The organism is Nitrospirillum goiasense (assembly GCF_034427435.1).
Classification (GTDB): Bacteria; Pseudomonadota; Alphaproteobacteria; order Azospirillales; family Azospirillaceae; genus Nitrospirillum.
Window position 1 is genome coordinate 1,587,340 of record NZ_JAXQNP010000003.1, and the last position, 17,284, is coordinate 1,604,623.

General features: G+C 68.5%; 14 protein-coding genes and 1 pseudogene. 7 read left to right on the forward strand and 8 right to left on the reverse strand.

Annotation, left to right across the window (positions count from 1 at the left end):
• Positions 1 to 74: 74 nt before the first annotated feature.
• Positions 75 to 1,376 carry an MFS transporter gene (locus ULB03_RS21220; protein ID WP_322485063.1) on the forward strand — a complete coding sequence of 434 codons (1,302 nt, stop codon included), beginning with the start codon at positions 75 to 77 and terminating at the stop codon, positions 1,374 to 1,376.
• 11 nt (positions 1,377 to 1,387) lie between these two features.
• Here ULB03_RS21220 and ULB03_RS21225 read toward each other — a convergent pair whose 3' ends face one another.
• On the reverse strand, positions 1,388 to 2,023 hold the full coding sequence (locus ULB03_RS21225) for a YbhB/YbcL family Raf kinase inhibitor-like protein (RefSeq protein WP_322485064.1): 636 nt from the start codon (positions 2,021 to 2,023) through the stop codon (positions 1,388 to 1,390).
• Positions 2,024 to 2,651: 628 nt separating this feature from the next.
• On the opposite strand from ULB03_RS21225, the gene ULB03_RS21230 reads away from it, so the two are divergent.
• The 3 genes from ULB03_RS21230 to ULB03_RS21240 all read left to right on the forward strand — a co-directional run bounded on the left by ULB03_RS21230 (position 2,652) and on the right by ULB03_RS21240 (position 7,239).
• Positions 2,652 to 5,717 (forward strand): ATP-binding protein, encoded by a 3,066-nt coding sequence (locus ULB03_RS21230; RefSeq protein WP_322485065.1) that lies wholly within the window; start codon positions 2,652 to 2,654, stop codon positions 5,715 to 5,717.
• Positions 5,718 to 5,854: 137 nt separating this feature from the next.
• Entirely contained in the window at positions 5,855 to 6,427 is a 573-nt protein-coding gene (locus ULB03_RS21235; RefSeq protein ID WP_322485066.1) for a TetR/AcrR family transcriptional regulator, read from the forward strand.
• Between the two features lie 137 nt (positions 6,428 to 6,564).
• Positions 6,565 to 7,239 (forward strand): DUF3313 domain-containing protein, encoded by a 675-nt coding sequence (locus tag ULB03_RS21240; RefSeq protein ID WP_322485067.1) that lies wholly within the window; start codon positions 6,565 to 6,567, stop codon positions 7,237 to 7,239.
• Between the two features lie 49 nt (positions 7,240 to 7,288).
• Here the strand turns inward: ULB03_RS21240 and ULB03_RS21245 are convergent, their stop codons facing one another.
• Positions 7,289 to 8,038, reverse strand: a complete 750-nt coding sequence (locus ULB03_RS21245; protein WP_322485068.1) for an SDR family NAD(P)-dependent oxidoreductase — start codon at positions 8,036 to 8,038, stop codon at positions 7,289 to 7,291.
• A gap of 186 nt (positions 8,039 to 8,224) precedes the next feature.
• On the opposite strand from ULB03_RS21245, the pseudogene ULB03_RS27520 reads away from it, so the two are divergent.
• Positions 8,225 to 8,557 (forward strand): annotated as a pseudogene (locus ULB03_RS27520) (Gfo/Idh/MocA family oxidoreductase); the annotation flags it as partial.
• 727 nt (positions 8,558 to 9,284) lie between these two features.
• Here the strand turns inward: ULB03_RS27520 and ULB03_RS21255 are convergent.
• From ULB03_RS21255 to ULB03_RS21265, 3 genes are all read right to left on the reverse strand, one after another.
• Positions 9,285 to 10,694, reverse strand: a complete 1,410-nt coding sequence (locus ULB03_RS21255; RefSeq protein WP_322485070.1) for an MFS transporter — start codon at positions 10,692 to 10,694, stop codon at positions 9,285 to 9,287.
• A gap of 132 nt (positions 10,695 to 10,826) precedes the next feature.
• Positions 10,827 to 11,258, reverse strand: coding sequence for a 6,7-dimethyl-8-ribityllumazine synthase (locus ULB03_RS21260; protein ID WP_322485071.1), 432 nt, complete (start codon positions 11,256 to 11,258; stop codon positions 10,827 to 10,829).
• An 84-nt stretch (positions 11,259 to 11,342) separates the two neighbouring features.
• The gene (locus tag ULB03_RS21265) at positions 11,343 to 11,822 is read right to left on the reverse strand and encodes a MaoC family dehydratase (RefSeq protein ID WP_322485072.1); all 480 of its coding nucleotides are present in this window, start codon (positions 11,820 to 11,822) and stop codon (positions 11,343 to 11,345) included.
• A 116-nt stretch (positions 11,823 to 11,938) separates the two neighbouring features.
• Here ULB03_RS21265 and ULB03_RS21270 point away from each other — a divergent pair, with 116 nt between their 5' ends.
• Entirely contained in the window at positions 11,939 to 12,478 is a 540-nt protein-coding gene (locus ULB03_RS21270) for a winged helix-turn-helix transcriptional regulator (protein WP_322485073.1), read from the forward strand.
• Here the strand turns inward: ULB03_RS21270 and ULB03_RS21275 are convergent.
• The 3 genes from ULB03_RS21275 to ULB03_RS21285 all read right to left on the reverse strand — a co-directional run bounded on the left by ULB03_RS21275 (position 12,466) and on the right by ULB03_RS21285 (position 15,442).
• Positions 12,466 to 12,852 carry a catalase-related domain-containing protein gene (locus tag ULB03_RS21275; protein ID WP_322485074.1) on the reverse strand — a complete coding sequence of 129 codons (387 nt, stop codon included), beginning with the start codon at positions 12,850 to 12,852 and terminating at the stop codon, positions 12,466 to 12,468. The two genes, ULB03_RS21270 and ULB03_RS21275, sit on opposite strands and share 13 nt — an antisense overlap.
• 140 nt (positions 12,853 to 12,992) lie before the next feature.
• Complete coding sequence (locus ULB03_RS21280) at positions 12,993 to 14,039, reverse strand: EAL domain-containing protein (protein WP_322485075.1); 1,047 nt, start codon at positions 14,037 to 14,039, stop codon at positions 12,993 to 12,995.
• Between the two features lie 176 nt (positions 14,040 to 14,215).
• Positions 14,216 to 15,442: a cytochrome-c peroxidase gene (locus ULB03_RS21285; protein WP_322485076.1), complete on the reverse strand. Its 1,227-nt coding sequence runs from the start codon at positions 15,440 to 15,442 to the stop codon at positions 14,216 to 14,218.
• A gap of 238 nt (positions 15,443 to 15,680) precedes the next feature.
• Here ULB03_RS21285 and ULB03_RS21290 point away from each other — a divergent pair, with 238 nt between their 5' ends.
• Complete coding sequence (locus ULB03_RS21290) at positions 15,681 to 17,183, forward strand: acid phosphatase (RefSeq protein ID WP_322485077.1); 1,503 nt, start codon at positions 15,681 to 15,683, stop codon at positions 17,181 to 17,183.
• Positions 17,184 to 17,284: the final 101 nt, after the last annotated feature.

The window sequence follows — 17,284 nt, forward strand, 5'->3', positions numbered from 1 at the left end:
CGCCGCCCGCTTGACCCCTATGGCGCGCGCGGGCGATACCGGGTCGCGGATGCCGGAGAAAAAAGGGGAAGGTCATGTCGACAGAAGGACGCGGGGGCGTGTCGCCAACCCGGGTGCTGCTGGCCAGTCTGGTTGGCACGGCGGTGGAATTTTACGACTTCTACATTTACGCCACCGCCGCCTCACTGGTGTTCGGGCCGCTGTTCTTCCCCGCCGCCTCCCCCTCCGCGCAGCTGCTGGCGGCGTATGGCAGCTTCGGCATCGCCTTCCTGGCCCGCCCCCTGGGCTCCATCGTTTTCGGCCATTACGGCGACCGCGTGGGCCGCAAGTCCACGCTGGTGGCCTCGCTGCTGCTGATGGGCGGGTCGACGGTGCTGATCGGCGTCCTTCCCACCTATGACAGCATCGGCTGGCTGGCGCCCTTGGCGCTATGCCTGCTGCGGTTCGGCCAGGGCTTCGGTTTGGGCGGCGAATGGGGCGGGGCGGTCCTGCTGGCGGTGGAGAACGCGCCGCCCAGCCATCGGGCCCGCTATGGCATGTTCCCGCAAATCGGGGCGCCCGTTGGCTTCATCGCCGCCAACGGGCTGTTCCTGCTGTTGGGCGCCTTCCTGACCCCGGCGCAGTTCCAGGCCTGGGGCTGGCGGTTGCCCTTCCTGGGCAGCGCCGTGCTGGTGCTGCTGGGGCTCTGGGTGCGTTTGAAGCTGACCGAGACGCCGGCCTTCGCCAAGGCGCTGGAGGAGGCGCCGCCGCCGGCCGTGCCCTTGGCCGAGGTGGTGCGCGGCTATCCGCGCCAGACCGTGGGGGGCACCTTCGCCGCCATCGTTTGCTTCGCCCTGTTCTATCTCGCCACCGCCTTCGCGCTGGGCTATGGCACCACCACGCTGGGCTATGGCCGCACCGCCTTCCTGGGCGTGCAGTTGGGCGCCATCCTGTTCCTGGCCTTTGGCATCGTCATCGCCGGATGGTGGGCGGATGTCGCCTCCCCCCGCCGCGTGCTGATGGCCGGATGCGTCATGACGGTGGCGGTGGGGTTGCTGCTGGCCCCGATGCTGGGCAGCGGGTCGTTGTCGCTGGTCGGCCTGTTCCTCTGCCTCGCCCTCTTGGTCATGGGCTTCGTCTATGGTCCCCTGGGCGCCTGGCTGCCCAGCCTTTTCCCGGCGCGGGTGCGCTATACCGGCACGTCCATGACCTTCAACCTGGGGGGCATCCTGGGGGGCGGCGTGGCGCCGGCCCTGGCGCAGTCCCTGGCCCAGTCCGGCGGCCTGCCCTATGTCGGGCTGTACCTGGCGGGTGCCGCCCTGGTCAGCTTGGCCGCCCTCTATCCCCTGCGCGGGCAGCCGGTCGTCGTGTTGGCCGGCGGGGCGCCGGGTCCCTGACCGGGACCCGGTTAGAGACCACCCAGCAGGCCGGGGTTCAAGGAATAGCCGCCGACCATGCTGGCCCGCGCCAGCACATGCCCCGCCATGGCCAGCAGGGTGGACGTGCCGTTGATCGGGCCCACGACGGGCAGGCGGGGCACGTCCAGCGCGTGGATGGTGAAGATGTAACGGTGGAAAATGCTGTCGTTCCAGGGGGGGCACGGGCCATCGTAGCCGTAGTAGTCCCCCGTCCGTGCCCGGTCTTCCAGGAACAGGATGGTGAAGTCGTTCATGCCGTGGCGCGCCCCATCCGGCGCCAGGGGGCCCGCCTTTCCCCGGTTGGTGATGCCGACGCTATGGCGCCCTTCCTTGATTTCCCGGAAGCGGGCCGGCAGGTCGATCAGGATCCAATGGTAAAAGGGCACGCGCGGCAGCTCGGGGGACAGCGTCTTGCCCTCCCGGTTGGCGTCTGCCCAGTGGTGGGGGGCATCGGGGCTGTGCATGGTGAGCACGAACGACCGGGTGCCCGCGGGCGGGTCGCTCCATGCCACATGGGGATTCCGGTTTGGGCCGGGCCGGACCCGACCGACGGCGGAGGGGACGGCGAAGGCGCAGGTGTCGGGCAGGCGTCCGCCGTCACGAAAGCTGTTGCTGGTGATCTGCATGGGGTTCCTTCTCACCCCGGCACTATGCCGTGACAGCCCGCGCAGAACTCAAGTCATTTTCAATTTCTGCGTCAATTGGGCCAGCCATGCGCAATGGTCACGCCCGGCCCCGCCTGCAATCGCCCAGTCACCGGTGTCAACTGGCACCCTTCCCGGTGGTGATCGTGACATCGCCGGGCGCGATCATCCGGCCAAATCCTGTAAACGGCGTGCGACTCAGGCTGGCGTCGGGTCCCGCTGCGCACCGTGGGGCACTCCCAAGCGGTCCCTGTCCTGAAGCGCGGGCCGGTTCTGCCATCGGCCAATTGGGTGTCACTGTTTCTGACTTTAGGCCGCTGATACGGTTGCCAGGCAGTAACGGATGCGATGTGCCCGCCGTGGCCATAGGCGAAAACGACACCATTTTTTAAATTTGGCGGTCTCGTTGGGGTATTGCCTCTTGAACGATTGCCCGTTACGGCGTGGTGCGCCAGCATCACTTTGTCGCACCCGCCGTGGCCTGCGGGTGCGACCCTGGTTCGATGTCCGTCGCGTTGCCGCCACGGGCATCATGGTTTCATGGGAATGGCAGGCGTTTCCGGTCGAATGGACGTGTATGGAAGGGGAGTTCGATCTTGAGGGGCGCGGCATGACCGATACGGTGGCTTCAGGCTCCGAACGGCTGCTCACGTTCGGCCCGTTCCGTCTGATGCCGGACCGCAAGGTTCTGCTGGCCGGCGACGCCCCCTTGCGTCTGGGCAGTAAGGCCCTGGACATCCTGATCGTGCTGACGGACCGCGCGGGCGAGGTCGTGGCGAAGGACGACCTGGTCGCCAGTGTCTGGCCCGACACCCAGGTCGACGACGCCAATCTGCGGGTCAACATCGCGGCCCTGCGCAAGGCCTTGGGGGAGGGGCGCGATGGCGCCCGCTATATCGCCAATGTGCCGGGGCGGGGATATTGCTTCGTTGCGCCCGTGGTCCGGGCCGAGGCGGCGGTGGCCGTGCCATCGCCGGCGCCCCTCGTCCCCGGTGCGGCCCCCCACGCCCTGCCGGTTCGGCTGACCCGGGTCCTGGGCCGGGCGGCCCTCATCCAGACCCTGTCCGAACAATTGCCGGCCCGGCGCTTCGTCACGCTGGTCGGCCCGGGTGGCATCGGCAAGACGACGGTGGCGCTGGCCCTGGCGGAGGCTGTCGGGGCCCGCTATGCCGATGGGGTGCGGTTTGTGGATTTCGCCCCCGTGACCGACGCCGCGCTGGGGGACGCCTCCCTGGCGGCCAGTGTCCTGGCGGGGGCCTTGGGGGTCGCGGTCGAGTCCATCGCCGACCTGGGCGGCATCCTCCAGGACCGGAAGATGCTGCTGATCCTGGACAATTGCGAGCATGTGGTGGGGACGGCGGCGGTGTTGGCCGAGGCGGTGCTGCGCGGCGCCCCGGGCGTCCATATCCTGGCCACCAGCCGTGAGCCGCTGCTGGCGGAAGGCGAATGGGTCCAGCGCCTGGCCTCGCTGGAAACACCGCCGGTGACGGCCATGGTGGACGCCGCCCAGGCCCTGACCTATTCCGCCATCGCCCTGTTCGTGGAACGCGCCTCGGCCAGTGTTGGCACCTTCACCTTCGGCGATGCGGAGGTGCCGCTGGTGATCGAGATTTGCCGGGGGCTGGATGGCATCCCCCTGGCCATCGAGTTGGCGGCTGCCCGCCTGGACCTGTTCGGGCTGCGGGGGTTGGCCGAACGCCTGCATGATCGTTTCGCGCTGTTGGTACGGGGCCGGCGTACCGCGCTGCCTCGGCATCAAACCCTGCGTGCCACCTTGGACTGGAGCTATGAGCTGCTGCCGCCGGTGGAACGGTCCGTCCTGCACCGCTTGGCGGTGTTCGCCGGTGGGTTCAGCATGGAGTCCGCCGTCATCGTGGCGGGCGACGCCCTGTTGACCCGCACCGACATCCTGGTGGCGCTGTCGAACCTGGTCGCCAAGTCGCTGCTGGTCGCCGACGTGGGCGGGGACGGCCCCCAGTACCGGCTGCTGGAGATGACCCGGGCCTATGCCCTGGAGAAGCTGTCCGCCAGCGGCGAGTTGCCCCGCGTGCTGCGGCGCCATGCTGAATGCCACCGCGATCTGCTGGTGCGGGCCGAGCAGGAATGGGACCAGCGTCCGACGGCGGAATGGTTGGAGGTGTATGGCCGGCAGATCGATAATCTGCGCGCCGCCCTGATCTGGGCCTTCGGGCCGGAGGGCGACACGTGCCTGGGCGTCGCCCTGACGGCCGCCGCCGTGCCGTTGTGGATGCAACTGTCGCTGATGAACGAATGCCGCGAGGCGGTGCGCCGGGCGCTGGAAACGGTGCCGCCGCTGCCGGCCGACGCGCCGCCGGGCCCGGAGGCTGACGCGGCCATGCGGCTGCTGTCGGCGTTGGGGCTGTCGCTGATCTACACGAAAGGGCCGGCGCCGGAAATACGGGCGGCCCTGGGCCAGGCGCTGACGCTGGCGCGGCGGCTGGACGCCGTGGACTACCAGTTGCGGGCCTTGTGGGGGCTGTATGTCGAAACCTTCAATGAGGGGCGTTATGCCCAGGCGTTGGAGATTTCGGACCGCTTCCGGGCGGTGGCGGTCCGCTCCGCCGATCCCGTCGACCTCATGGCGGCTGATCGCATGCGCGGCTTCGCGCTGCACCTGATCGGTGATCATGCCGCCGGCCGGCGTTATATCGAGGATGGGCTGCGCCGGTATGTCCGGCCCGCCCATCGCGGCCATCTGGTCCGCTATCAATACGATCAGCGGGTGGCGGCCTGCGTGCCCCTATCGGTCATCCTGTGGATCCAGGGCTATCCGGACAAGGCCACGGCCATGGTGGCCATGGCGGTGGACGAGGCGCGGCGCATGGACCATGCGTTGACGCTGGGCTACGTCCTGTCCACCGCCGCCTGCCAGGTGTCCTTCCTGGTGGGCGATATGGTGGCGGCGCACCGCCATGTCGGCCTGTTGCAGGATCAAAGCACCCGCTACGGCCTGGGCCCCTGGGCCGTGCTGGGACGCTACTTCAGGCATCGCTTGCACTGGGCCCAGGGTGACGCGGCGTCGGGCCTCGCCGGCATGGGGGCCGCGCTGACGGAGTTGGAGGCCCTCAATTTCCGGCTGCGCCATATCGGCTATCTGGGCGAATGGGCCGAGGCTTTGGGCCAGGCCGGACAGGGGCGGCAGGGGCTGGCGGCCATCGATCGCGCCCTGGACCGCTCCGAAGCGCAGGGCATCCGCTGGGCCATGCCGGAATTGCTGCGCATCAAGGGCGAATTGCTGCTGTCCGAGGATGATCCCGATGTTCCGCCGGTGGCCGCCGCCCATGCGGCCGAGGCCCATTTCCAGGACGCGCTGTCCTGGGCCCAGCGCCAGGGCGCCCTGTCCTGGGAACTGCGCGCCGCCCTCAGCCTGGGTCGATTGTGGCGCCGCCAGGGCCGGCCGGCCGACGCCCATGCGCTGCTGACGGAGGTGCAAGGGCGCTTCACCGAAGGCTTCCAGACCGCCGACCTGATCGCCGCCCGTGACCTGGTGGCGTCCCTAAGCCAGGACATGGCCCACCCGGCGGCCCATGGCGCATCGGATTCGGCTGCCCCGGCGTTGCCCATACCCTCCGTCCTGTCGGCGGATGTCAACCCGTCCGGCCTCCGTGAACCATGGGATGGGGAGGTCGTGACCTTTCCCGGCATCGCCTGCTGAGGATCCCATCGGGGCGACCATCGGGACGAAAGGAAAACAGACCGGTTGGATTGCTTTTCCTCGCCGGCCAGGGTATTGGGACTCCCGCCGCCCTGGGCGTCCGGGGTTGGAACATCCGTTCAACCCTGGGAGTGATCATGGATAACGCCACCCGTTCAGAACGCACCCGTGCCGCAGTGATCCAGGCGGCCCTGGCCATCATCGCGCGGGATGGGGCGGGGAAGCTGACGCTGGATGCCATCGCTCGGGAAAGCGGTATCAGCAAGGGGGGGGTGATGCACCAGTTCCGCACCAAGCAGGCGGTGCTGGAGGCCCTGCTGGACCATCAGGTCGCCCATTCCGACCAGAGGACGGAGGCCCACCTGGCCAAGATCGACCCGGCCAGCGGCGAGGCCAACCTGCAGGCGCAGATCGCGGTGCTGCGCGAGGTGTCGACGGACCCCACCTCCGTCACTTACGCGCTGCTCGGCGCCATGGCCGAAGACCCCCATCTGCTGTCCATCGTCAGGGTGGCAGGTGAGCCCAAGTTGCGCGCGCTGAAGGCGGAGGCCAAGGACCAGGACATGGCCCTGCTGCGCTGGGTGGCGGCGCGCGGTTTGGCCATTCCCGCCCTGATGGGGATGTGTCCGCTGACGCAAGAGGAACGCGCCCACCTGTTCGACCTGCTGCAGGACGGTGCGCGTTGGCAGGGCTGCAAGGCCGCCGGCTGACAGCTCCATTAAAAACCGACTAGACGGATTGTTTATGGATCGCTAAGGTGCCGCCAACGGGATGGATGCCGGCTGCCGGCACCCATCCTGGGCCGGGCCGCAGGCCCCGCCCGTGGCCCTGACCTGTGGAGACATGAATGTCCGACCTGTTGTTGATACGGCGGCTATTGCCGCCGCTGATGGTGTGCGCCCTTTTGGCCGGTTGCGGCGGCATAGAGCCGACCCCCTACCGGGATATCGCCTCGGCCCCCTATCTGCGGCCCGACCCGGCCGACGATACCGGCCGCTTCCCCTATCGCTATGCCACACCCGTCGATTGGCAGGCCTACAGCAGGGTCATCATCGATCCCGTGGCGATCTATTATGGTGCCGACAGCCAGTTCGGTGACATGGATGAGAAGGACAAGGTGGAACTGGCCGACTACATGCAGGCTCAATTCCGGGAGCGGCTGGCGACGCGGTTCCAAATCACCGGGACGCCCACGCCCGGCACCTTGCGCATCCACCTCATCCTGACCGGCGCCACCACCACGCCTGCCGTCATCGGCCCCTTCAGCCATTTCGATCTGGCCGGCGGGCTGTACAACGGGGTCCAGGCCATCCGCGGACGCGAGGGCATGATCAGCGGCGCCGTCGTCTATGCCGTCGAGATCCATGATGCCGCCAGCGGCAAGCTGCTGTCCGCCTACATCACCAAGCAATATCCCGGGGCCATGAATATCGGCGCCAGCTTTGGGTCGTTGGGCGCGGCTAAGACCGGCATCGACAAGGGGGCGGACGCCCTGGTGGAGCAATTGAGGCCGGGCGCCTGACTGGCCGGTGGCGTCCACTGCGACGTCTCGGGGCTGTCCCCGCTTGGGGTCAGGCCCCGTAACCGCCGTCGATGGTCAGGACCGTGCCCGTGATGAACGAGGCGTCGGGACTGGCCAGGAAGACGATGCCGGCCGCGACCTCCTCCGGCCGGCCATAGCGGCCGAAAGCGTTCTCCACCGTCTGCACGGCGGCGAAGGGGCCCTTGGCCGGGTTTAGGTCGGTGTCGATGGATCCCGGTTGCACGACGTTTACGGTGATGCCGCGCGCGGCCAAATCGCGGGCGGCCCCCTTGCAATAGCCGGCCACCGCCGCCTTGGCGGCGGTGTAGTCGGCCAGGCTCGGGAAGCCCACCCGGGATGCCACGCTGGCGCCCACCGTGATGATGCGGCCATCGTCCGCCAGCACCCGTGAGGCGGCGCGGATGGCGGCGACCACCCCGGTCAGGTTCACAGCGTATTGCCGGGTCAGCGCCTCGATATCGCAATCGGGGTCATCCACGTCCCCGGTAACGAACATGCCGGCGTTATTCACCAGGATGTCCAGGCGGCCGAACTGCGCGGCCACACGGCGCACCAGCCCGTCGACCTGATGGGGATCGGCCTGATCGGTCTTGAAGGCCGCCGCGCGACCGCCCTTGGACTGCACGTCCCGGACCACGGCGTCGGCCAGCCCTGATGACGTCAGGTAACTGATCGCGACGTCCGCCCCCTGGCCGGCGAGGGCCCGCGCGGTGGCGGCCCCGATGCCGCGTGACCCGCCCGTGACCAGGGCCACCTTGCCCGCCAATTTCTGCGTCATGACTATCGTTTCCGGGGAGAACCGAGGCGCAGGGTGCCGCTGTTCCCAAACCCCCGCTTGTACATTTCGCCCCCGATTTTAAATTGCGTGCGGTATCGCACCCGCCAGCGACTGGTTTTTGCGCCGTGCCGGGCGCTAAGGTGGGGCGGATGTGGGAATGCGACGGGGGCGGCAATGCGTGTGGCGATGATTGGCCTGGGGGATATCGCCCGTAAGGCCTACTTGCCGGTGTTGGGCGCGCGGGGGGACCTGACACTGTCCCTGATGTCGCGGGACTCGGACAAGGTCCGGGCCATCGCCGCCGACTGGCGCGTCGCCCATGCCCACACCAACCTGGACGACCTGCTGCGCGATGGCCTGGACGCCGCCTTCGTCCATGCCGCCACCGCCGCGCATGAGGAATTGGTCACTCGCCTGCTGACGGCCGGCATCCCCACCTACGTCGACAAGCCCTTGGCCGACACGGCCGACGCGGCGGAGCGGCTGGTGAACCTGGCGGAGGCGCGGGGCGTCAGCCTGATGGTGGGATTCAATCGCCGCCATGCCCCGGCCTATGCCGCCCTGGCGGCGGCGCCGCGCGACCTGGTGCTGATGCAAAAGCACCGGGTGGACCTGGCCGACAGCCCGCGCACGGTGGTGTTCGACGACTTCATCCATGTGGTGGATACGCTGCGCTTCCTCCTGCCGGCGCCGGTGCGCGACCTGCGGGTGGACGCCCGGGTGGTCGATGGGCTGCTGCACCATGTGGTGCTGACACTAGCGGGGGGCGCCGGCGCCAGCGCCTGCACCGCCATCGGCACCATGAACCGCGTCGCCGGCGTGAATGAAGAGGTGCTGGAGGTCTCGGGCATGGACCATCAGGGCCAAGCCCTGCGGCACCGCATCGTCGACATGGCGGACATCCACATCGCCGAGGCCGGCACCCATATCGGCTCCCGCAGGGGCGATTGGACGCCCGTGTCCGCCCAGCGCGGCATCCACCAGGCGGTGGAGCATTTCCTGTCCGCATTGCGCGCCGGCCGAACCCTGAGCGCCCGCGACGCGCTGGAAACCCATCGCCTTTGCGAGACGGTGGTGCGCCAGATTCAGGCGGCGGGCTGATACCAGCGGCACGAGACAGTGACTCGTGCCGCTGTAGGCCCCGACCGGGGCCGCCGGAGCGAGCACCGCAGGGCGCAGCGAGGACAAGCCTAGGCGGACGGATGTCCGCCGCCCGGCGACTGAGGGTGCATTTGAACGGTCACGTTCAAATCCCGCGCGTATGAGGCTTCACCGTCAGGCGCAGGAAGCTGGCGACGCTGGCCGCGCCCGCGGCGAAGGCGCCCAGCCACAGCGCCAGGATGGCGCCATAGGTCAGGTCATGGTTGGCCAGCAGGCCGAAGCAGGCGGCGGTCAAGGCGGCGCCTGTCGACTGGCCTATCAGCCGCGCGGTGGCGACGATGCCGCTGGCCCCGCCGCTGCGGTGCAGGGGGGCGCTGCTCATCAGGGCCTTCAGGTTGGGCGACTGGAAAAAGCCGAAGCCGGCGCCGCAGACGCCCAACCGCCAGGCGATGTCCAGGCTGGACGGGTTGGCCGGCATCGTCGCGGTGAGCATCAAGCCCAGGCACAGCATGGCCAGCCCCAGGCCGCCCAGGATGCCGGCCGAGTAGCGGTCGGACAGCTTGCCGGCGATGGGCGCCATCACCGCCACCACCACCGACCAGGGCGTGATCAGCAGGCCGGTTTCCACTGCCGACCGGCCCATGACCGATTGGAACAGGAAGGGCAGGGCGACGAAGGCCAGCCCCTGGGCGACGAAGGTGCAGACCGACGTCAGCGCCGACAGGGCAAAGACCCGGTTGCGGAACAGGTCCACGGCCAGCATGGGCGCCGGATGGCCCCGCTGGCGCCGCAACAGCAGGGCGCCGCAGAGCAAAGCCCCCGCCGCCTCCGCCGCCACCCGGGGCCAGGCGGCCGCGTGCGCCACCTCTCCCATCCCCAGCACCAGCAGGGAGAACAGGCCGGCCGTCAGCACGGCGGCGATGCCGTCGAAGCGGTGGCCCAGTGGCGGAATGGCGGGCAGGGTCACGATGCCCAGCCCCAGGGCCAGCAGGCAGAAGGGCACGTTGACCAGGAACAGCCAATGCCATGTCGTCACCGACAGGATGGTCGAGGTGACGGTGGGCCCGATGGCGAAGGAGATGGCGACCGCCAGGGCGTTGCGGCCAAAGCCCCGGCCCATGATGCGGCTGGGATAGATATGCCGGATCAAAGCGATGTTGACGCTCATCAGCGCCGCGGCGCCCAGGCCCTGCACCACGCGCGCCAATTCCAGCAGCGTCAGGGACGGGGCCAGGCCGCAGGCCAGCGACGACACGGCGAACAGCATCAGGCCGGCCAGATAGACCCGCTTCTGCCCCAGCAGGTCGCCGAGCGAGGCCAGCGGCAGCACGGCGGCGGCCACCGCCAATTGATAGGTGTTCACCACCCACACCGAATCGGCGGCGGTGGTCTTGAGGTCCGCGGCGATGGTGGGCAGGGCGGTGTTGGCGATGGCGGTGTCCAGCGTCGCCATCCCCACGGCCGTGAGGATGGCGGCCATGGCCCAGAACCGGGGCCTGTCGGGCAGCCCGTCGGCGCTGGGGGCTTGTGGGGTGTCCATCACGTCTACGGTCATCGGGCTATCCCTGCCGGGGTGCCCTGCCTGGCACCTTTCTTGATCATTTTGGGATAGTCGAAGTTGGTCCCGCGCAGGCACGACGAAAGCGCTGGCGTGCCATGCCGGCGCTTTCGGCACAAGCGTATGGGATCAGATCGGGTAGGGGGATTCGGCGCCGGCCAGCATGACCTCTACCGCCGCCACGGCGGCCACGGCATGGCCCACCAGGCGGGGCTGGATCTGGGTGGGGAAGACCTCGGGCCCGATGATGCCCACCCCGATGGGCTTCATGAACTCCAACTGCATGCTGACCAGGGCGTCGCTGACCGACTGGCCCATGACGCGGCCGTGCGCGGTCTCGCCATGCTCGATGATGCCCAGCACCACCACCGCGTCCACGTCGTCGCGCAGCAGCAGGCGCTTGGTGGCCAACGGCTTTTCGTATGATCCCGGCACGCGCACCACCGCGCGCAGGTCCATGCCGCGTTCCTTGATGGCCCCGGCGGCGGCGGCCAGCATCGTCTCGCATTCGTTCTTGTGGAAGGAGCCGACGACGATGGCGACTCCGCTTTTCTTGGACACGGGAAGGGTACTCCTGAGAGGGGGCCCGGGTAGGGTGCCGCCGCAGTATGGCGAAAAGCGGCGGCGGCGGGAAGATGGGCGGGCTTACGCGCCGGCCGGCCGGCGGAACACCACCACCTTCGTGGTCATCAGTTGCACCACCTCGTCCCGCTGGTTGCGGGTTTCGGTGCGGATGGTGACCATCCCCCGATCCGGGCGGGAGCGGGAAGGCCGCACCTCCAGGACTTCGCAATGGGCTTGCAGCGTGTCGCCGGGGCGCGTGGGGGTGGGCCAGGTCATCTCCAGGCCCGCGCCGATGACGCCGCCCGCGATGGGCAGGCCATCGACCATCAGCCGCATGGTGGTGGCCGCCGTATGCCATCCGCTGGCCGCCAGCCCACCAAAGAAACTGTCGGCCGCGGCCTCTTCATCCAGATGGAAGGGTTGTGGGTCGAACTGCGCCGCGAACGCCTTGATCTCATCGGCGGCCAAGGTGCGGGTGCCGGTGACATAGCGTTGCCCGGCGTGAAGGTCATCCAGGTACAGTTTACCTGGCTGGGACAGGGTGGCCGCCGTTTCGGACATGGATGGTGCGCTCCCCTCGCGGAATATGGTGTGGTTTGTTACTTGCAAAACGAAAGCGACTAGGTCTACAAGGCCTCGCGGCTTTCATTATGAAAGCAACATAGGGGGTGTGCGTCATGCAGCACAACAGCTTTGGCAATCCGCAGTGTCCCATCGCGCGCAGCCTGGAACGGGTGGGTGAGTCCTGGAACATCCTCATCCTGCGTGAGGCCTTCCTGGGTGCCAGGCGGTTTGATGAATTCCAAAGGAGCCTGGGCATCGCGCCCAACATGCTCAGCCGCCGACTGCGCGCCATGGTGGCGGATGGCTTGCTGGAAAAGCGGCCCTACAGCACGCGGCCCGTGCGCCATGAGTATCTGCTGACCCAGGCGGGGCGGGATTTCCGTCCCGTGCTCTGGGCGCTCATGGATTGGGGCAACCGGCATTTCGCGCCCGAGGGCCCTGCCGTCCACATTGTGAACAGCGCCACCGGCGTGCCCGCCGATCCCCTGCTCATTGACCGGGGCAGCGGTCAGCCCTTGGTGGCCCCCGCTTTCCGCGTCGTTGCCGGCCCTGCCGCCGACAGCCACACCCTGTCCATTCATCCCGTCTGGCCGGCGACCACGCCCGCGGAGGCGCCCGCCCCGGTTTCTGAAAAGTCCCCTCAGCCGGCCTGATTGCCCGTGTCCAACAGGGTGGGCCGGGCCGGCATGGCCGGATGCGCCAAGCCCAGGCGGGCGGCGACGCCGGCGCCATAGGCGGGATCGGTGCGGCCGAAATGGGCCAGCTGGCGCTGTTGCAGGGCCACCGGCATCCCCCGCATGCTGGCGGCGAGGTCGTCCATGAGAATGGCGCGCTGCGCCGGGCTCAACAGGCGGAACAAGGCGTTCATGCTGGCCATGGTGCGTGCTCCTTCGCTCATCGTGTCGTGCGTGGCCGGCGGGGTGGCCATCGGGTCGTTGGCGGCCGTGGCGGGGGACGTCGCCGCCTGGCCGGGCACGGATTCGACGCGCCCGCAGGTGATGCAGAACAGGGCGGGATAGCGGGCCATTCTCGTCATCTCCTTCGGGGCGGGGCGGCACGATGGGCAGCATGACCGACGCCGGCTCACTTGGCTTGTACGGCACGGCGACCTTTTGTCCGTCTGTGTGGCGACATTGGGCCGCGCCGGTGGGCGCTGGAAAGATCCGCTTAGAGCGACAGGGTCAGGGCCGGCTGCGCCTGTTGGGCGAAGGCGATCAGGTCGGGCGCCGGCATGGGCCGGGCGTAGACATAGCCCTGGATGTGCCGCACGCCCATTTCGCCCAGGCGGTCGCGCGTCTCCCAGTCCTCCACCCCCTCCGCCACCAGCGATAACCCCAGGTCCTGGGCGATGGCCACGCTGGCGCGCACGATGGCGTCGGCGCGCGGATCGTCGCGCAAGGTGCGGATGAAACTCTGGTCCAGCTTGATGCCGGTGAAGGGAATACGGTGCAGCACGCTGAGCGAGGCGTAGCCGGTGCCGAAATCGTCCAGGTACACGGCCATGCCCGCCTGGCGCAGCGTGGCCACCGCCTTGTCCACCACATCGAAATGAACAATCGACTGGGTTTCCGTCAGTTCCACCCGAATGGCGCCGTGGGGCACGCCGTGCTGGTCGCACAGCGCGATCAGATGGTCCACCAGGTCGTTGGCCTCCAGATCCTCCACCGACAGGTTGATGGAAATGGGAATGTCCAGGTCATGCTGCGCGCGCCAAACGGCCGCGGTGCGCACCGCGTGTTCGATGATGCCCTTGGTCAGCAGGCGGATCAGGCCGCCCCGTTCCGCCAGCCCGATGAACTGGCCGGGGGACAGCAGCGTGCCGTCGGCCTTGATCCAGCGGGCCAACGCCTCCACCGCCACCACCTGGCCGGTGTCGGCATCCACCACCGGCTGGAAATAGGGCTGGATCTCGCCCCGCGCCACGGCATGGGGCAGGCTGCGCAGGAGGCGCCGCTCCTCCGCCGAGAAACGCGCGTGGGGTACCAGGTTCCAGATGCGGCGCGCCAGGTGGAAGACCAGGCCGGCGATGGCCAGCAGCGCCAACAGGCTCAGCATCTCCCCCCGCGCCATGCTGAGGCCCGTCGCCTCCGCCACCACATCGCGCAACCCATCCCAGGTGAGAACCGCCAGCAGGACGACCAGGACCGCCGCGCTGGCCAGCAGGTTGAACAAACCGCCGTCGCGCCGGGTGGGGAAGAGCGGGGACAAGACCATGGGCGCGCTCGTTCACGGGGAATCTATTGCCAAACCCTATCCTGACCGGCGCGCTCGGTCTGTGACAGGCATCGCTGGTTGCGTCCAGCGCACTTCCCGCCTTGTCACCCCCGTTTCGGTGTCGGGCTGGCGGTCTTCCGCCCCCTCGACTGTCATCATCCTGAGATGCGCGTCGATTATCGTCCGGCCGTTTTCTTCGCCGACCAACCGTCGGTCAGGGTGCCCAGAAAGGCGATGATGTCTTGAATCTCACGTGCGTTCAGCGCCGGCGCATCGCCCGGTCGCCGGCCGAACGGCGGTTCCTGGTTGACCGCCTCGGCCACCCCGCCCCCAGCCACCGTGCCTTGGGCGGCGGCGGCGATGTCGTCAAACTTCATGACGCTGCCGTCGGGGCCGCGCGGATACCATTTGCCTGGATCGGTATCCCGCTCCGCATAGAACTCCATCACCTGGCGCAGGGTGTGGAAAACGCCGTTGTGCATGAACACCTGGCGCAGGGCCACGTTGCGCAGGGTGGGGGTGCGGAAGCGGCCGCAATAGTCGGCGACGCCGGTGAAGTCGGTGCGCAAGGGGCCGCACAGGCCCTGGTCGAAATAGCTGGGGTCGGCGTTGGCCGGGATATCCCGGTTGCGTGGCACGCCCAGGGCGATCAGGCCATAGTCGGTGAAGTGCGGCGGCGTGCCGTCCAGCCCCGGCCGGCTGACATGGCAACTGGCGCAATTGCCCCGGGCCGGGTCCTCGAACGCCTCCAGCCCGCGCCTCTCCTCATCCGTCAGCGTCGCCTTGCCCGCGAGATAGGCGTCGTACTTGCTGGTATAGGGGTGGAACAAGGCGCCATCCTGCTGGAACACGTCCAGCGCGTGCAGGGCCAGGTCCACCAGCTCGGCCCCGCCAGCCCCGCCCCGCATGACCCCATTCCCAAGGCCCACGGCGGCGCGCAGCTGGGCGCCATAACCCGCCTTTTCCAGGCGGGCGCCCAAGTCGGCGGGGTCGGTGTTCCCCATCTCGAACGGGCTGAACAGGGGAACACGGGCCTGTTCCCGCTGGCTATCCACCCGGCCATCCCAGGTCAGGCCGCCGGTGGGGCCGTTGTCGACGCTTTCATCCCCTTCATCTTCCGAGGTGCGGTAATGCTGGGCGAAGGGGGGCACGTCCTGCAGGTACATCAGCGACGGCACGGCGCGCAGGCCCGGCGTCTGGCCATCGGCGCCCCCCAGGCGCACCGCCGCCCCGTCCGGCGGGCCGAAGGCATGCGCCGGGTCGTGGCAACTGGCGCAGGCGAGGGTGCCGCTGGCCGACAGGCGCGGGTCGAAGAACAGTTGCCGTCCCACCTCCGCCAGGGCCGCCGCCTGCCGCCGCGCCTCCTCCCGGCTCATGCCTTGCGCCGGGGTGGTGGTGGGCATCAAGCTTGCCGCCCCGGCCAGCCAAATTGCCGCGCCCAATCCAAGGGCGCGGTGCCAGGGGATGCGTTTTTCCGCGCGTCCGTATAAGAGCGTTACCAAAGGCGAGACAATGAAGAAGGGGAACATCATGGCAGTGGAAATGGGGGCAGCGGACATGGGGCGGAGCGGTGGCTTGCGTCTGGGTGTGGCCGCGGTGGCCTTGGCCGTCGGGATCATGGCAGGGTTTGGTGACGGGGCGATGGCAGCGGCTCCTGCCACCGGTTCCGAGGCCGCCAGCCTTGACGCCGACCTGGCCAAGATCAAGACCGTGGTCGTGATCTACGCGGAAAACCGCGGCTTCGACAACCTGTATGGCACCTTCCCCGGCGCCAATGGCATCGCCAACGCGCCGCAGGACAGCCTGGCCCAGCGCGACCGCGACGGCACGGTGCTCAAGGAACTGCCGCCCATCTGGAAGGGCCTCACCGCCCGCGGCGTGACGCCGGAGGTGACGCAGGCCCAGACGGAGCACCTACCCAACCAGCCCTTCGCCATCGACGATCCCAAGGGCTTCAACCAGGGGCAGGGCGTCATCACCCGCGACCTGGTGCACCGCTTCTATGAGAACCAGATGCAGATCGACGGCGGCAAGAACGACAAGTTCGTCGCCTATGCCGATTCCGGCGCGCTGGTCATGGGCCACTATGACGGAACCAAGCAGGCGATGTGGAAGCTGGCGCAGCAATATACGCTGGCCGACAACTTCTTCATGGGCGGCTTCGGTGGTTCCTTCTTCAACCACTTCATCCTGATCTGCTCCTGCGCGCCCTATTACCCCAACGCCGACCAGGGGCCGGCCAAGGAATTGATCTCGGTGGTGGAGCCGGACCGCGTCACCCTGACCCAGGCGCCGAACTCGCCCACATCAGCGCTGCAGGGGCCGCCTAAGTTCGTGAACAGCGGCAACCTGACGCCCGACTTCTATGCCGTGAACACCATGCAGCCGCCCTACCAGCCCAGCGCCAACAAGCCGGCGCCCGGTGCCGACCCGCGGTTCGCCGATCCGTCCAACCCCACCACCCTGCCGCCGCAGACCATGCCCAACATCGGCGACCTGCTGAGCCAGAAGAAGATCGGCTGGGCCTGGTACAGCGGCGCTTGGCAGGAGACGCTGGACCACGGCAACGCGGCGCCGGTGCCCAATTTCCAGTACCACCACCAGCCCTTCAACTATTTCGCCGACATGGCCCCGGGCACGGCGGCGCGCAAGGAGCATCTGCGCGACGGCGGGCTGTCGGGCAAGGCCTTCCTCAAGGACATCGACGCCGGCAAGCTGCCCGCCGTCACCTTCTACAAGCCGCAGGGCAACCTGACCCAGCATTCAGGCTATGCCGACGTGCAGTCGGGCGACGCCCATATCGCCGACGTGATCGAACACCTGCGCAAGTCGCCGCAGTGGAAGAACATGCTGGTGGTGGTGACGTATGATGAGAACGGCGGCTACTGGGACCACGCGGCCCCGCCCAAGGCCGACCGCTGGGGCCCCGGCACCCGCATCCCGGCCATCATCATCTCGCCCTACGCCAAGAAGGGCTATGTCGACCACACCTTCTACGACACCACCTCCATCCTGCGCTTCATCACCCGCCGCTTCGACCTGCCCAAGCTGGAAGGCATCAAGCAGCGCGACGCGGCCCTGGCCGCCAACGGCAGCCCGGCCCTGGGCGACCTGACGGGCGCCTTGGACTTCGCCCAGAAATAAGCGGGTGGGACGGTTCAGGCTTGAACGGAACGGGCGCCAGCGACGGCGCCCGTTTTCGCTCTGGTTCCCGGTGGAATGGGATGACCCTCTTCGGATGATCC

Bases quoted from the DNA above. Each gene is read 5' to 3' on its own strand.
- ULB03_RS21245 (WP_322485068.1), bottom strand. From the start codon at position 8,038: ATGACGCAGAAATTGGCGGGCAAGGTGGCCCTGGTCACGGGCGGGTCA.
- ULB03_RS21240 (WP_322485067.1), top strand. From the start codon at position 6,565: ATGTCCGACCTGTTGTTGATACGGCGGCTATTGCCGCCGCTGATGGTG.
- ULB03_RS21285 (WP_322485076.1), bottom strand. From the start codon at position 15,442: ATGCCCACCACCACCCCGGCGCAAGGCATGAGCCGGGAGGAGGCGCGG.
- ULB03_RS21280 (WP_322485075.1), bottom strand. From the start codon at position 14,039: ATGGTCTTGTCCCCGCTCTTCCCCACCCGGCGCGACGGCGGTTTGTTC.
- ULB03_RS21265 (WP_322485072.1), bottom strand. From the start codon at position 11,822: ATGTCCGAAACGGCGGCCACCCTGTCCCAGCCAGGTAAACTGTACCTG.
- ULB03_RS21225 (WP_322485064.1), bottom strand. From the start codon at position 2,023: ATGCAGATCACCAGCAACAGCTTTCGTGACGGCGGACGCCTGCCCGAC.
- ULB03_RS21275 (WP_322485074.1), bottom strand. From the start codon at position 12,852: ATGGCCCGCTATCCCGCCCTGTTCTGCATCACCTGCGGGCGCGTCGAA.
- ULB03_RS21235 (WP_322485066.1), top strand. From the start codon at position 5,855: ATGGATAACGCCACCCGTTCAGAACGCACCCGTGCCGCAGTGATCCAG.
- ULB03_RS21290 (WP_322485077.1), top strand. From the start codon at position 15,681: ATGGCAGCGGCTCCTGCCACCGGTTCCGAGGCCGCCAGCCTTGACGCC.
- ULB03_RS21230 (WP_322485065.1), top strand. From the start codon at position 2,652: ATGACCGATACGGTGGCTTCAGGCTCCGAACGGCTGCTCACGTTCGGC.
- ULB03_RS21270 (WP_322485073.1), top strand. From the start codon at position 11,939: ATGCAGCACAACAGCTTTGGCAATCCGCAGTGTCCCATCGCGCGCAGC.
- ULB03_RS21255 (WP_322485070.1), bottom strand. From the start codon at position 10,694: ATGACCGTAGACGTGATGGACACCCCACAAGCCCCCAGCGCCGACGGG.
- ULB03_RS21220 (WP_322485063.1), top strand. From the start codon at position 75: ATGTCGACAGAAGGACGCGGGGGCGTGTCGCCAACCCGGGTGCTGCTG.